Source organism: Xanthobacter wiegelii, from assembly GCF_043193855.2.
Classification (GTDB): Bacteria; Pseudomonadota; Alphaproteobacteria; order Rhizobiales; family Xanthobacteraceae; genus Xanthobacter; species Xanthobacter flavus_A.
This window is the reverse complement of the sequence record NZ_CM195529.1, coordinates 180293-194160: the sequence shown is the minus strand read 5'-3', so window position 1 is coordinate 194160 and position 13868 is coordinate 180293. Positions and strand designations below refer to the sequence as shown.

Annotated in this window: 12 protein-coding genes; 5 read left to right on the top strand and 7 right to left on the bottom strand. The window is 68.8% G+C overall.

Annotated features, from left to right (window positions below; all coding sequences use genetic code 11):
• Window positions 1-225 precede the first annotated feature (225 nt).
• Window positions 226-1026 (bottom strand): thiol:disulfide interchange protein TlpA, encoded by an 801-nt coding sequence (gene tlpA / locus V5F63_RS00885; protein ID WP_394101295.1) that lies wholly within the window; start codon window positions 1024-1026, stop codon window positions 226-228.
• Window positions 1027-1042: 16 nt separating this feature from the next.
• Here tlpA and argH point away from each other — a divergent pair, with 16 nt between their 5' ends.
• From argH to lysA, 3 genes are all read left to right on the top strand, one after another.
• Window positions 1043-2440 carry an argininosuccinate lyase gene (gene argH / locus V5F63_RS00880; protein ID WP_394101294.1) on the top strand — a complete coding sequence of 466 codons (1398 nt, stop codon included), beginning with the start codon at window positions 1043-1045 and terminating at the stop codon, window positions 2438-2440.
• Window positions 2441-2537: 97 nt separating this feature from the next.
• Window positions 2538-2852: an LPS translocon maturation chaperone LptM gene (gene lptM / locus V5F63_RS00875; protein ID WP_394101293.1), complete on the top strand. Its 315-nt coding sequence runs from the start codon at window positions 2538-2540 to the stop codon at window positions 2850-2852.
• A 125-nt stretch (window positions 2853-2977) separates the two neighbouring features.
• On the top strand, window positions 2978-4246 hold the full coding sequence (lysA, locus tag V5F63_RS00870) for a diaminopimelate decarboxylase (protein WP_394101292.1): 1269 nt from the start codon (window positions 2978-2980) through the stop codon (window positions 4244-4246).
• Between the two features lie 72 nt (window positions 4247-4318).
• On the opposite strand, the gene V5F63_RS00865 is transcribed toward lysA, so the two are convergent.
• Window positions 4319-5650, bottom strand: a complete 1332-nt coding sequence (locus V5F63_RS00865) for a putative bifunctional diguanylate cyclase/phosphodiesterase (RefSeq protein ID WP_209487188.1) — start codon at window positions 5648-5650, stop codon at window positions 4319-4321.
• 9 nt (window positions 5651-5659) lie between these two features.
• On the opposite strand from V5F63_RS00865, the gene V5F63_RS00860 reads away from it, so the two are divergent.
• Complete coding sequence (locus tag V5F63_RS00860) at window positions 5660-5812, top strand: hypothetical protein (protein WP_394101291.1); 153 nt, start codon at window positions 5660-5662, stop codon at window positions 5810-5812.
• Between the two features lie 40 nt (window positions 5813-5852).
• Here the strand turns inward: V5F63_RS00860 and V5F63_RS00855 are convergent, their stop codons facing one another.
• The 4 genes from V5F63_RS00855 to V5F63_RS00840 all read right to left on the bottom strand — a co-directional run bounded on the left by V5F63_RS00855 (window position 5853) and on the right by V5F63_RS00840 (window position 11261).
• On the bottom strand, window positions 5853-8561 hold the full coding sequence (locus tag V5F63_RS00855) for a bifunctional acetate--CoA ligase family protein/GNAT family N-acetyltransferase (protein WP_394028378.1): 2709 nt from the start codon (window positions 8559-8561) through the stop codon (window positions 5853-5855).
• A gap of 92 nt (window positions 8562-8653) precedes the next feature.
• On the bottom strand, window positions 8654-9043 hold the full coding sequence (locus tag V5F63_RS00850) for a response regulator transcription factor (protein ID WP_209487184.1): 390 nt from the start codon (window positions 9041-9043) through the stop codon (window positions 8654-8656).
• Window positions 9044-9184: 141 nt separating this feature from the next.
• Window positions 9185-9823: a response regulator FixJ gene (gene fixJ, locus V5F63_RS00845; protein ID WP_209487183.1), complete on the bottom strand. Its 639-nt coding sequence runs from the start codon at window positions 9821-9823 to the stop codon at window positions 9185-9187.
• Window positions 9816-11261 carry a sensor histidine kinase gene (locus tag V5F63_RS00840; RefSeq protein WP_209487181.1) on the bottom strand — a complete coding sequence of 482 codons (1446 nt, stop codon included), beginning with the start codon at window positions 11259-11261 and terminating at the stop codon, window positions 9816-9818. The genes fixJ and V5F63_RS00840 overlap by 8 nt, the downstream gene beginning before the upstream one ends.
• 181 nt (window positions 11262-11442) lie before the next feature.
• Between V5F63_RS00840 and V5F63_RS00835 the strand changes: the two genes are divergently transcribed.
• Window positions 11443-12198 carry a helix-turn-helix domain-containing protein gene (locus tag V5F63_RS00835; protein WP_209487179.1) on the top strand — a complete coding sequence of 252 codons (756 nt, stop codon included), beginning with the start codon at window positions 11443-11445 and terminating at the stop codon, window positions 12196-12198.
• Between the two features lie 277 nt (window positions 12199-12475).
• Here the strand turns inward: V5F63_RS00835 and hemN are convergent, their stop codons facing one another.
• Window positions 12476-13855, bottom strand: a complete 1380-nt coding sequence (hemN, locus tag V5F63_RS00830) for an oxygen-independent coproporphyrinogen III oxidase (RefSeq protein WP_394101290.1) — start codon at window positions 13853-13855, stop codon at window positions 12476-12478.
• Window positions 13856-13868 lie beyond the last annotated feature (13 nt).

Here is a 13868-nt window from a genome sequence, read left to right as displayed (position 1 = left end):
AGCAAGATATACCAGCTCCGGGCGCGCAAATGAAACATGAGTGAAAGGAAGGTAAACGGCACCACGGCACCCGAGGGCCGCCCGCACGGAGATTCCCCATCCCTCAGGTTGCAGCGCTACTGTGCCGCCCGAAGGTTGCAAGAGATTTAAGCGGGTCGATATTTTAGCAGATTGGGAATGGCCGGGCGCCCGGAAATAGGTATCCTAATCCGCCCCCGCTCCAGCCTATCGGGCGGCACCGGCATCGGCGCGGCCGGCCCCGATGGCGGCTTTCACCAGCGCCTCGGCATCGGCACCGCCCCATTCCGCCGGGCCGGCGAGATAGGCCATCTCGCAGCCGTTGCGGTCGATCAGGAGGGTGGTGGGCAGGCCGAAGCCGCGCCCCACCCCGCGCAGGGCCTGGAATGTCTTGGTGGCGGGATCGGCATAGAAAGCGAGGCTGTTGACGCCGATCTCTGAGAGGAAGGCCTTCGGCTTGTCGGGGTCGCGCGTATCCAGATTGACCGCCACCACGGCGAAGTCAGGCCCGCCGAGGCGCTTCTCCAGATGGTCGAGAGCCGGCATCTCCTTGCGGCAGGGCACGCACCAGGTGGCCCAGAGATTGAGTAGCACCACGCGGCCCTTGAAGTCGGCCAGCGTCACCGGCTTGCCGGAAGCATCGGCGAAGGTGAGGGGCGGCAGGCGGCGCGGCTCGGTGGCCAGCGCCAGCGCGGCCAGCTCGCCCTTCGCGAGGGGCGCGAAGGCCCGGACCCGCTCCACGGTTCCGGCGCAGGCGGGGTCTGCGGCACCAGCCGACGGGGCCGCCGCCGGTACGTTCGCGACGCTCTGGCCCTGCGGTGCATTGCCGGGAAGGCGGTTCATCCCGTATAGGGCGAGCGCGCCGGCCACGGCGCCTGCGAGCGTCGCCAGCGCGACCACGCCGATCGTCCTCACCGCGGAAGAGCGCCTCGCCACCGGCGCGCCCGGCGCGGGGCCGGTTGCCGTGTTCTGAGGGTCTGTCGCGCGGCTGTCGTCGGCATTCGTCATCACCGGAGGGTCCGTCATGAGCAACAAGATGTGGGGCGGGCGCTTCAGCACTGCCCCCGACGCCATCATGGAGGAGATCAACGCCTCCATCGGCTTCGACCAGCGTCTTTATGCGCAGGATATCGCCGGTTCCAAGGCGCACGCGGCCATGCTGGCCGCCCAGGGCATCGTGGCGGCGAAAGATGCCCAGAAGATCACCAAGGGTCTAGACACGATCCTGTCAGAGATCGAGGCGGGCAAGTTCTCCTTCCGGCGCGAGCTGGAGGACATCCACATGAACGTGGAATCGCGCCTCGCCGAACTCATCGGCGCCCCGGCGGGGCGCCTCCATACCGCCCGCTCGCGCAACGACCAGGTGGCCACCGACTTCCGCCTCTACGTGCGCGACACGGTGGACGCCCTCGATGCGCAATTGGCCGACCTCCAGCGCGCGCTGGCGGAGAAGGCGCTTGAACACGCCGCGACCGTCATGCCCGGCTTCACCCATCTGCAGACCGCCCAGCCGGTGACCTTCGGCCACCATCTGATGGCCTATGTGGAAATGGTGGCACGCGACCGCAGCCGCCTCGCCGATGCGAGGAAGCGCCTCAATGAATGCCCGCTGGGCTCGGCGGCGCTGGCCGGCACCTCCTTCCCCATCGACCGGGAGGCGACCGCCGCCGCGCTCGGCTTCGACCGGCCCACCGCCAATTCGCTCGATGCCGTCTCCGACCGCGACTTCGTGATGGAGACGCTCTCGGCGGCGTCCATCTGCGCCATCCACCTCTCGCGTTTTGCCGAGGAGGTGGTGATCTGGACCTCGCCGTCCTTCGCGCTGGTGAAGCTGTCGGATGCCTTCACTACCGGCTCGTCCATCATGCCGCAGAAGCGCAACCCCGATGCCGCCGAGCTGGTGCGCGCCAAGGCCGGGCGCATTATCGGCGCGCTCACCGGCATCCTCGTGGTGATGAAGGGCCTGCCTTTGGCCTATGCCAAGGACATGCAGGAGGACAAGGAAGGCGCGTTCGATGCCTTCTCCGCCCTCTCCTTGGTGATCGCCGCCTCCGCCGGCATGGTCCGCGACATGGTGCCCGACGAGAAGCGCATGGCCGCCGCCGCCGGCCAGGGCTATTCCACCGCCACCGACCTCGCCGACTGGCTGGTGCGGGCGCTGAACATCCCGTTCCGCGAGGCGCACCACATCACGGGACGCATCGTGGCTCTGGCCTCGGACCGCGGCATTGCGCTGCACAAGGTGTCGCTCGAAGAGATGCAGGCGGTGGACAAGCGCATCACCGGCGACGTGTTCTCCGTACTGTCCGTGGTGCGCTCGGTGCGCAGCCGCACCAGCTATGGCGGCACCGCGCCGCAGCGGGTGCGCGCTCAGGCGCGGCGCTGGCTGAAGCGCCTCGGGGCCGCCCCGGACGCGGCCTGATGCCGGCCGGAGGAAGCCCCCGCTGCGCCGGGGGCTCGCCTTTGCCGCAGCGCGGGCTATAGTGTCGCCAACATTGATGCCAATGGCACGGACGAAGATGCGATCCCTTGCGACCCTTATGGCCCTCTGCGGCACCCTCGCCCTCGCGGCGTGCGGGGTGAAGGGTCCGCTGGAGCCCCCGCCCGGCGCCCATGCCGCCGCCCCCCCGCCGAAGCCGGCCACCACGGCAGCGGCTTCGGGCGATGCGAACACCTCCTACACGGCCCCCAAGACCGCAGCGGAATTCAACGAGAGCGCCGTTCCGCACGCCTCCTGGGAGAAGAAGAAGACCACCGGCACCAACAGCTCCCAGAAGCTGCTGCAGGGCATCGATCGCCCCGACCAGCCGCTCCTCATCGACGGCCTGCTCTGACCCGCAGGCCGGAAGGCCGGGCCGAACGGCCCTTCCACACAGCAACCCTTCCTCGCCCACCCGCGCACGCCTGACGGCGCCGCCCCCGGCCGGCGCGCGGAACGAGCCTTCGACAAGCCGCCCCGATGCACCATTTCGATTATCGCAACGGCCGCCTCCATGCCGAGGACGTGGACCTGACCCGGCTCGCCGCCGAGGTGGGCACGCCCTTCTATTGCTATGCCACCGCCACGCTGGAGCGGCACTACCGCGTGTTCATGGAGGCGTTCGCCGGCCGCGACGTGCTGCTGTGCTACGCACTGAAGGCCAATTCCAACCAGTCGGTCATCTCCACCCTCGGCCGGCTCGGCGCGGGGGCGGACATCGTTTCCGCCGGTGAGCTGATGCGCGCGCGCGCCGCCGGCGTGCCCGGACAGCGCATCGTCTTCTCCGGCGTCGGCAAGACGCGCGAGGAGATGGCGCAGGCGCTCGATGCCGGCATCCTGTGCTTCAACGTGGAGAGCGAGCCGGAGCTTGACGCCTTGTCGCAGGTCGCGGTCTCGAAGGGCGTGAAGGCGCCGGTCTCCATCCGCGTCAATCCGGACGTGGACGCGAAGACCCACAAGAAGATCTCCACCGGCAAGTCGGCCACCAAGTTCGGCATCCCCATCTCCCGCGCCCGGGAGGTGTATGACTACGCCGCCCGCCTGCCCGGCCTCGCCATCACCGGCGTGGACATGCACATCGGCAGCCAGATCACCGACATGGCGCCGTTCGAGAATGCGGTGACGCTGCTGGCCGAGCTGGCGCGCGACCTGATGGCCGCCGGCCACAGGCTGCACCACATGGACCTCGGCGGCGGCCTCGGCGTGCCTTACGCGGCTTCCGACCCCATCCCCCCCTCCCCCGCCGCCTATGCCGAGGTGGTGGGCCGGGCGCTCGGCGACATCAAGCTGCCGCTGGTGTTCGAGATGGGCCGCATGCTGGTGGCCAACGCGGGCATCCTCGTCACCCGGGTGATCTATGTGAAGAAGGGCGAGGGCAAGACCTTCGTGGTGGTGGACGCTGCCATGAACGACCTCATCCGCCCCACGCTTTACGAGGCCCACCACGACATCCTGCCCGTGACCGAGCCTGCGGCCGACGCGGCGCTGGTGGTGGCCGACGTGGTCGGGCCGGTGTGCGAGACCGGCGATTTCCTCGCCCTCGACCGGCCGCTGCCGGAGGTGCAGCCTGGCGACCTCCTCGCGGTGATGACGGCGGGCGCCTATGGCGCCGTCCAGTCCGGCACCTACAACACCCGCGCGCTCGTGCCCGAAGTGCTGGTGCGCGGCCCTGAGGCGGCTGTCGTCCGTCCTCGGGTCGATCCGGCCGCGCTGATCGCGCTGGATCGACCGGCGCCATGGCTCGACTGACCGGAATTCGCCCGCCGTTCTGCGCGTGTTCGCAACGGCCGGACGGCGACGGCGGGGAAAGAGCTTGAGCCCTCAGCTCGCGAGGCGCCGCTCGGCGATATAGGCGCGCAGCGCCTCCTCGGTCATGGGGCGGCCGAGATAGAAGCCCTGCACCTCGTCGCAGGAATCGGCCTTGAGGACGGCGAGCTGCGTCTCCGTCTCCACCCCTTCCGCCACCACCTGCATGCCGAGCGCCCGGCCGAGGCCGAGGATGGCCTGCACGATGGCGAGCGCGCCTTTGCTCTGGTCGAGGTCGCCGACGAAACGGCGATCGATCTTCAGGGCATCGAAGGGGAAGGTGCGCAGATAGCCGAGCGACGAATAGCCGGTGCCGAAGTCGTCCATGGACAGGCGAACACCCAGCTTCTTGAGCCCCTCGAGGATGTCGAGGGCCTTGTCCGTATTCTCGATGAGCACGCTCTCGGTGATCTCCAGCTCCAGCCGGTGGGCCGGCAGGCTGGTGGCCCGGAGCGCGGATTCCACGGTGCCGACCAGTTCGCCGTTGCGGAACTGCACCACCGAGACGTTCACCGAGACATTCAGCTCCGGCAGGCGGGAGATGGTGTCGCAGGCCTTGCGCAGCACCCATTCGCCGAGCGGAATCACCAGCCCGCTCTTCTCGGCGATCGGCACGAACTCGTCCGGCGCGAGCCGGCCGAGCTGGGGATGATCCCAGCGGATCAGGGCCTCGACGCCCAGCAGTTCCAGCGTGCGCGCGTCGCAGCGCGGCTGGAACAGCAGCACGAACTCGTCCGACACGATGGCGCGCCGGAGGTCGCCTTCCAGCGTCCGGCGCCCGGCCATCTCGTCGTTCATGTCGGCGGCGAAATAGCAGCAGGCGCCCGGCCCCTCGTCCTTCGCCCGGTTGAGAGCAAGCTCGGCGCAGTGCACCAGACGGTCGGGTTCCTGCGCATCCAGCGGCGCGAGGGCGATGCCCATGTCGGCCTGCGGATAGGCGACGGCGCCGGACGGCAGGGCAACAGGAACGCTCAGCGCGGCCTGCAGACGGCGCTGAAGCCCGTCCACAGCCTTCGTGTCGGCGAGACCCGTGGCCACCAGCACGAACTCGTCGGCGCCCACGCGGGCAACGAGGTCGTTGTCGCGCACGCAGCGGCGCAACCGGCGGGCGGTCTCGGCGAGGATCAGATCACCGGAGGCCAGGCCGTACATGTCGTTCAGCTGGCGGAAATTGTCGATGTCGAGCGCGAACACGGCAAGCGTCCGCCTGCCTTCCTGCGGCGAGCTGAGCGCGCCGGACAGGAACTCCATCATGAGAAGGCGGTTCGGCAGGCTGGTGACGGGATCATGCAGCGCAAGATACTCCGATTGCCAGGGCCCTCGCGCTACTTCATTGGCATCGCTCACGATTCACTCATGCAGATCATGGCGACGGCGTTCCCGTTCCTTGCCACCAGACTGGTGGCCGGGCGGCCTCCGGCGCATCTTCTCCTCCCCCGAACCCTTCCGGCGCTCGACGTCGCCGGTTGTCCGAATTCGGAAACCAACGGTATCGTGGGCCTTGCCTGAACGGGTGGCAATAGGGATATCGCCGGAACGGTCACAGCCGTCAAACCTCCAACGGTACACTGGCACCAACAGCCGACGGCATGTCGAGATTGAGCACCACCCGCATCACGGAGGGATCCTCGCTGCCCGGCGTCACCTTGAAGCCGAGGTCCTCGGCGAGGCGCAGCATCGGACCGTTCTCGCGCATCACGTCGCCGAACACCTGCCTCAGTCCCCGCTTCCGCGCATGGGCGAGAATCTCGCTCATCAGCTGGAAGCCCAGGCCCTTGCCCTTGAAATCCGACCGAACCATGATCGCGTATTCGGCGGCGTCGTTGTCCGGATCGGCGATGATGCGCACCACGCCGCAGATGTCCCCATTGTCCTCCTGCGCCACGAAGGCCATCTCGCGGTCGTAGTCGATCTGCGAGAGGCGCGCCGCCATCAGGTGCGGGAAGTCCTTCACCGAGCCGAGGAAGCGCATCCGCACGTCCTGCGGATCGGAGCGATGCACCACATCCACGAGGCCCGGCTCGTCCTCCGGCCGGATCGGCCGCAGGGCCACCGTCGAACCGTCCGTCAGGTCCAGCCTCTTCGACATGTCGGAGGGATAGGGCTTGATGGCGAAGCGGCGGGTGCCCTCCACCCGCGTCGGATGCACGACGATGCGGGCATCGAGGGCGAGGACCCCGTGCTCGTCGGCAAGCAGCGGGTTGATGTCCAGCTCGGCGATCTGCGGCAGGTCCGCCAGCAGTTCGGCCACCTTCACCAGCGTACAGGCGACCGCGTTCATGTCCGCCGGGGGATGGTCGCGATAGCCGGCGAGCAGCTTGGCCACGCGGGTACGCTCGATCATCTCGCGCGCCAACACACCATTGAGCGGCGGCAGAGCCACCGCCCGGTCGCCGATGACCTCCACCGCCGTGCCGCCCTGCCCGAACAGAACCACCGGGCCGAAGGTCTCGTCATAGCCGATGCCGGCGATCAGCTCCTGGGCATTGGGCCGGCGGATCATCGCCTGCACCGTGAAGCCCGCGATGCGGGCGCCGGGGCGCTTCTCCGCCACCGAGGCGATGATGGCCCTGCACGCGTCCTCGACTGCGGCGCAGGTGCGCAGGTCGAGCCGCACGCCGCCCACGTCGGACTTGTGCGTGAGATCGTGCGACAGCACCTTCACCACCACCGGGAAGCCGATCTCCGCGGCGAGGCGGCCCGCTTCCTCCGGGGTCGTGGCGATGCGGGTGTCCACCACCGGGATGTCGTAGGCGGCGAGCACTGCCTTCGCCTCCACCTCGGTGAGGGCGGAGCGTCCGGCGGCGAGAACCCCCTCCACCAGCCGGCGGGCGGCGGGACGGTCCGGCTCGTCGAAGGAGCGCGCGGGCGGGGTTTCCATGAGAAGGGTCTGGTTGCGCTGGTAGGCCACCAGATGGCCGAACGCGCGCACCGCCTCGTCCGGCGTGTCGTAGGTCGGGATGCGGCGGCCGGCGAAGCGGCGGCGGGCATTGGCGGCCGCGCTCTCGCCGAGCCAGCAGGTGAGCACGGGGGCACGGGGGCGCGTTTCCAGCACGGCCATCACCCCCTCGGCGGCGGCACTGCTGTCGGATAGCGCGTTCGGCGCGTGCAGCACCAGCACCGCGTCGGAGCCCTTGTCGGCCAGAAGCGCCTTGAGGGCGGCGCCGTAGCGCGCCCCGTCCGCATCGGCCTGGATATCCACCGGATTGGAGCGGGACCAGGTGCGCGGCAGGGCTTTGTCCAGCGCCTCGACCGTCCCCGGCAGGAGGGTGCCGAGCCGGCCGGCGCTGCCCTCCAGCGCATCCACCGCCACGACGCCGGCCCCACCGCCATTGGTGAGGATGGCGAGCCGCTCGCCGGCCAGGCGGATGCCGGCGGAGAGCGTCGTCACCGCCTCGAACAGTTCGCGCATCTCGTGGACGCGCAGCATGCCGGCGCGCCGCAGGGCGGCATCGAACACGAGATCACTGCCGGCAAGCACGCCGGTGTGGGACAAGGCAGCCTGCGCCCCGGCCACGCTGCGCCCGGCCTTGATGACGATGACCGGCTTGGCGCGCGCCGCGATGCGCCCGGCCGACATGAATTTGCGGGCATCGGCGATGCTCTCGACATAGAGCAGGATCGCGCGAGTGGTGTTGTCGAGGGCGAGATAGTCGAGCAGGTCGCCGAAATCCACGTCCGCCTTCTCGCCCAGCGCCGCCACATGGGAGAAGCCGATACCGCGGGCATGCGCCCAGTCCAGCACGGCCGCCGTCATGGTGTCGGACTGGCTGACGAAGGCGACATCGCCCTTGGCCGGCATCAGGTGGGCGATGCTGGCGTTGATGTGGGCGCGGGTGGAGATGAAGCCGAGGCCGTTGGGCCCGATGATGCGCAAGAGATGCGGGCGCGCCGCATCCAGCAGCGCTTGGCGCTGCTCCGCCCCCTCGAACTGCTCGCCCGGCCCGTAGCCGGCGGGCAGCACCACGGCGGCACGGCAACCCTTCTCGCCGAGCTGGGAGATCACCCCCGGCACCTGGTCCGGCGGCGCGGCGACGACGGCGAGGTCCACCGGGATCGGCAGGTCCGCCACCGAGGCGTAATTGAGCGAAGAGCGGATCGCCCGCTCCTTCGGGTTCACGGAGAGGATCGGTCCCTCGAACCCCGCCTCGAACAGGTTGCGCGCGGCCAGCGCGCCGACGGTGCCGGTGCGGTTGCTGGCGCCCACGAGGGCGATGGCGCGGGGGTGGAAGAGGGCGTCGAGATTGCGCGTGGTCATGGCGGCCTCGATGCTTCGGGCACGGAGTCAGGCCGGCCCGCTGTCCGTCGATAACGCTAGGGAATACGAAGCGTCCGGGAAAGGTGAAATCGTCAGCAGGGGCGCGAGCGGTCGAAGCTGTCGCGCACCGCCTCGGCTAGTTGGTTGCCAAGGAGCGGCTTCTCGATGATGGCGACCCCCTGGTCGGTGGCGCGCCGACGCACATGAAGCGCCGGATTGCTGGTGATGAGGAAGGCCGGGAGATGAACGTGCCGCCGGTCCAGCTCCCGCAGGAGGTCGAGGCCGTTGATGCCGGGAAGATTGTAGTCCACAATCATGCAACCACCGCAGGACAGGTCGGCCGCGAGCACTTCCTCCGAGCGCGCATAGGTCTGCACGTTGAAGCCGTCCACTTCCAGGGCGAATTTCAGTGAATTGCAGACCGCCGGGTCATCGTCGACGATGTGGACGACGAACGCGGGCGGCTCTTCCAACGCCATCATCCCAAAACATCTCCCACGACCCGCTCGCGGGTCCGCGTGGTCGCCGGGTTACAATCTACTTTGGGAGGGGGTCGAGGGGCCTTGCGCTAGATCAAGACGATTCGGGCCAAGCTCGCCAGAGCGCGCGGAACGGTAGCCCGATCACGCCTGACGCGGCGCGATGCCGGCGAGCAGCGCCATGCGCACCAGCTCTGACAGGCTCTGCGCCTTCATCTTGGTCATCACGTTGGCGCGGTAGACCTCCACCGTTCGGGGGCTGATCCCAAGCTCGTAGGCGATGGTCTTGTTGGCCTGTCCGGCAACCAGACATTCCAGCACCTGCCGCTCGCGCTGGGAAAGGCCGGAGATGCGGTCCACCACCTGCCCGCGCATGGCGTCGTGCTGGTTGGTCTTCTGGCGGCGGTCCAGCGCGGATTTCACCGTGTCGAGGATGGCCACGTCGTCAAACGGCTTTTCCAGGAAATCGGCGGCGCCAAGCTTCATCGCCTCCACCGCCAGCGGCACGTCGCCATGGCCGGTGACGACGATGACCGGGACGCTGGAGCCCTTCTCCTTAAGGTGCTGAAGCAGATCGATGCCTGTCATGTCCGGCATGCGCACGTCGGTGATGATGCAGCTCGCGGAGGGGTCCGCGCCGGGCAGCCCCGCCTCCACGAACAGCCGGGCGGATGCGTGCTCGTGAACCACGTGGCCGGCGGTCGAGAGCAGGAAGGCGAGGGATTCGCGCACCGCATCGTCGTCGTCGATGACGTGGATCACCGCTGTCTCCTGCTCAATCATGCACCGCCTCCGCATCGCCCACGGCGCGGAGGGTGAATCGGAATACGGCGCCGCCGCCGGGATTGGGCTCGGCCCAGATGCGGCCGCCGTGCGCCTCGATGATGGTGCGGGAAATCGACAGCCCCACGCCCATGCCGTGCCGCTTGGTGGTGACGAACGGCGTGAACAGCTGCGCCCCCATTTCGGCGGAGATGCCGTGCCCGGTGTCCGAGACGCTGACCATCACCATATCGTCCTCTACCGCCTCGGTCCGGACCAGAAGCTGGCGGCGCGGCGTCTCCATCATTGCCTCCAGGGCGTTGCGCATCAAGTTCAGCAGCACCTGCTGGACTTGAACCTTGTCAGCCAGGACGAGATCGCACTTGGGATCATAGAGGAAACGCACCTGAATACCATGCTCCTTGGCTCCGACCAGGGCCAGGGCGCTCGCCTCCTCCACCAGCTTGGCGAGGCTCTCCACCCGCCGCTCGCTTTCCCCGCGGGACACGAAATCCCGGAGGCGGCGAATGATCTGGCCGGCGCGCAGGGCCTGCTCGCCGGCTTTCTCCAGCGCCCCCTGCAACACCTCCACCTGCACCGTCCCGCTGTCGAGAAGGCGACGCGAGCCCTTGATGTAGTTGGCGATGGCCGAGAGCGGCTGGTTCAGCTCGTGGGCCAGCGTCGAGGCCATCTCGCCCATGGCCGTGAGGCGGGAGATGTGCACAAGCTCGGCCTGAAGCTCCTGCAGGCGTGCCTCGGTCTGCTGCCGCTCGGTCAGGTCGCGGATGAAGCCGGTGAAGAATCGCTCCGAAGTGGAGCGCATCTCGCCCACCGCCAGCTCCATGGGAAAGGTGGTGCCGTCCTTGCGCTCGCCCACCACCACCCGCCCGATGCCGATGATCCGGCGCTCGCCCGTGGTCAGATAGCGCGTGATGTAGCCGTCGTGCCCTTCGCGATGGGGCGAGGGCATGAGCACCGAGACATTCTGCCCCACCGCCTCGGCCGCGGTGTAGCCGAACAGGCGCTCCGCCGCCGTGGAGAAGGAGCGCATGATGCCGCGCTCGTCGATCACCACCATGGCGTCCGGCACGGTGTCGAGAATGGAAGAGAGGTGCGCCTCGCGCGCCAGCAGGTCGCGGTCGCGCGCGACGGCAGCGAGGCGGGTGCGGCGCAGCCGCTCGCCGAGCACCGCGATGCCGAGCCCCACGGCCAGGAACAGCGCCGGTGCCGCGAGGTCCACCCGGGCGTCGATGCCGGAAAGACCGCGCAACGCGATGCCGCCGGCAAAGGCGACGGCCACCGCCGCGCCGCCGGCGAAGAGCCCACGCCCGGACACGAGGATGATGACCGCGAGCTGGAGCAGGAGCGCGTTTCCGCCGAGCGGTTGCAGGCCGGCGACGCGGCACAGCAGCAGCGCCACGAGCCCGGCGCCGGCGCCGCGCGCGGCATCGCCAAGCATTTCCTTCCGCCCGCGCGTCAAAGGCACATCCCCCCACCACTTGAATTCTTTGGGCCAGTTTATGCGACCTCCGGCCGCTACGTAATAGTACCTAAGGGGACCGACTTAAGTGTTCGATCCGAATTTTTCCCGTGCGTTCCGCCGGTTATCCCTTTCCCAACACCGATGGAAGGGTCAACCGATGCCGAGCCCCGCAGCAGCGATCGCCCACAAGCCCTACGCCCAGTCCCGGACGTATGACAGCAAGTCCTACGCAGCGCCCCTGTCTTCCGCACGGCCCGCCCATCGCTGGACCGAGGAGGCTAACACGCGAACCCCCACCGAAGTGGTCGCGCGCCTCGGAGTGGTTGCGAGCTACGCCCGCAACGCGGAGATTTTCGGCGAGGATCAGCCGGCCGAAAACCTCTACATCGTCCTGTCCGGCGCGGTGCGCATCTGCAAGCTGCTCGGCGACGGCCGGCGCCAGATCGAGACTTTCTGCCTGCCCGGCGACGTGTTCGGCTGGGAAATGACCGGCCGTCACCGCTTCTCCGCCGAGGCGGTGAGCGAATGCAAGATCGTCCGGGTCAAGCGCTCGATCCTCTTTTCCCGCGCCTCCGACGATACCGAGCTCGCCCACGCCTTGTGGGCGCTGACCGCCGCCGAGCTTGGCCGCGCGCAGAATCATCTTCTCGTCCTGGGCCGCAAGACCGCCCAGGAACGGGTCGCCACCTTCCTCCTGGACATGGCCGAGCGCGCCGGCGCCGGCCAGGGTCCGAACGGGACCGAAGTCACGCTGCCCATGTCGCGGCAGGACATCGCCGATTTCCTCGGCCTCACCATCGAGACCGTGTCGCGGACCCTGACCCATCTGGAAGAGATTTCCGCCATCGCCCTGCCGTCCTCGCGCCGGGTGGTGCTGCGCGATGGCGCGACCCTGAAGCGCCTGAACTCCTGAGTTCTTCCCCCGGCACGCTGCATCCTCTCCGATCAGCAGCGTTCCCCCTTGGCCCGCTCCCGGCCCACCGGCCCCGGCGGGCCTTTTCTTTTGCGTCAAGAGGTGAGGTCGGTCGGATTCCGGAAGCGCCGGTCTGCTGACATCGCAGCCGGGGACGCGGCAGCTCGAGCGCGATCCGATCAAATTGATTCAATTTGATCGGTGAATCGCCCTCTCACTTATGGATAGAGAACGCGTTATCCGATCAGCTCGCGTTGCACGCTGATCGGCGCGTGCTCTAGACTGCGGCCGCGTGCCGCTTCTTCTCCGGCGCTGCCGCCCGGCTGGCGGAAAGGCGGGCGTCGAACACGGCGCACACCACCCGGGTGAACGGCCGCGCCGCCTCCGGCACTTCCACCACGCCACCACGCCGCACCGCCAGCCCGTCGGCGATCAGGGGCTCCAGCGCCGCCATCTCGTGCGCGAACGTGTCCGGCGGGAAGCCGAGGCTCCCACAGGCGGCATCGAGATCGACGGCGAGGTCGCACATGAGCCGCTCGATGACATGGCGGCGCAGCCGGTCCTCGTCGCTCACCGCGATGCCCCGCGCGATGGGCAGCGCGCCGCCCTCCACCGCCTTGTGCCACTGGGGCGTGGCGGAGAGATTCTGCACATAGCCTTGCGGCAGCGCGCCGATGGCCGAGGCGCCGAAGCCGATCAGCACCGGGGCGTCATCCGTGGTGTAGCCCTGGAAATTGCGCTTGAGCGAGCCGTCGGCCGCGCGCCGCGCCATGGGGTCTTCCGCCTTGGCGAAATGGTCGAGCCCCACCGCCCGGTAGCCGTGCCCCGCCAGGATATCGGCGACCAGCTCGGCCTGGGCGAGGCGCTCGGCCGCGCCGGGCAGGGCCTGTTCGGGGATGAGGGCCTGATGCTTCTTCATCCACGGCACATGCGCATAGCCGAACACGGCGATGCGGTCGGGATCGAGCGCCAGCGCCGCCTCCGCCGTGCGGCGCACGGAGGCCTGATCCTGATGCGGCAGTCCATACATGAGATCGAGGTTCAGCGCGCCGATGCCGGCCGCCCGGAGCGCGTCCGCGACCTGTTGCGTCTCCTCCAGCGACTGGTGACGGCCGATGGCCTCCTGCACCTTCGGGTCGAAATCCTGCACGCCGAGGCTGGCGCGGTTGAAGCCCTCCCGGGCGAGCACCGCCACCTTGTCCGCATCCATCACCCGCGGATCGATCTCGATGGCGATTTCGGCATCGTCCGCGAAGGCGAAGACATCCCGCAGCGCCAGCATAATCGCGGCAAAGTCCTCGTCCGCCAGCATGGTGGGCGTGCCGCCGCCGAAATGCAGATGGGTAAGCGTCATCCGCCCCGGAAGATGGCGGGCGACGAGGCCGATCTCGTCCACCAGCCGGTCGGCATAAGCCTTCACCGGCGTGCGGCTGCGTGCCACGGCGGTCTGGCAGCCGCAATACAGGCACAGCTCGGCGCAGAACGGCACGTGGATATAGACCGAGACCGTTCCGTCCGGCCGCAGCGCCTTCAGCCAGCCTGCGTAGGTCGCGGCATCGACCTCGGGCGAGAAATGGGGGGCGGTGGGGTAGCTGGTGTAGCGTGGCACCGGCTGCCCGTAGCGGGCGAGGAGGGTGTTCGTATCGGGGCAGGTCATGCCCCGACCATGC